At 60.1% G+C, this 233-nt stretch carries 1 protein-coding gene; it reads right to left on the reverse strand.

The window, feature by feature from the left end; genetic code table 11:
• Nucleotides 1–233, reverse strand: a 233-nt coding sequence (locus tag E0702_RS18305) for a transposase (protein WP_165927643.1), incomplete at both ends; no start/stop codon positions are given.

Below are 233 nucleotides of genomic sequence, written 5' to 3' on the forward strand. Positions count from 1 at the left end.
TCGTAGTCGCGCGTAACCTTTCGGTTTGCCTTGGGCGGGATGATCGCCTTCGCTCCGCGTGTATCAAGCTCGGCGAGCAGCCAATCGGCGTCGAATGCCTTGTCGGCCAACAACGCATCGAAATCCACGCCTTCGATCAGCGGCGCGACGCCTTTCATGTCATGCGCCTGCCCGGGCAGAAGAAGAAAATCAAACAGGTTCCCCAAGGCGTCGACGAGCGCCACGACCTTGGT

This window comes from Halomonas marinisediminis, from assembly GCF_004347715.1.
In the GTDB taxonomy this organism is placed as follows: domain Bacteria; phylum Pseudomonadota; class Gammaproteobacteria; order Pseudomonadales; family Halomonadaceae; genus Halomonas; species Halomonas icarae.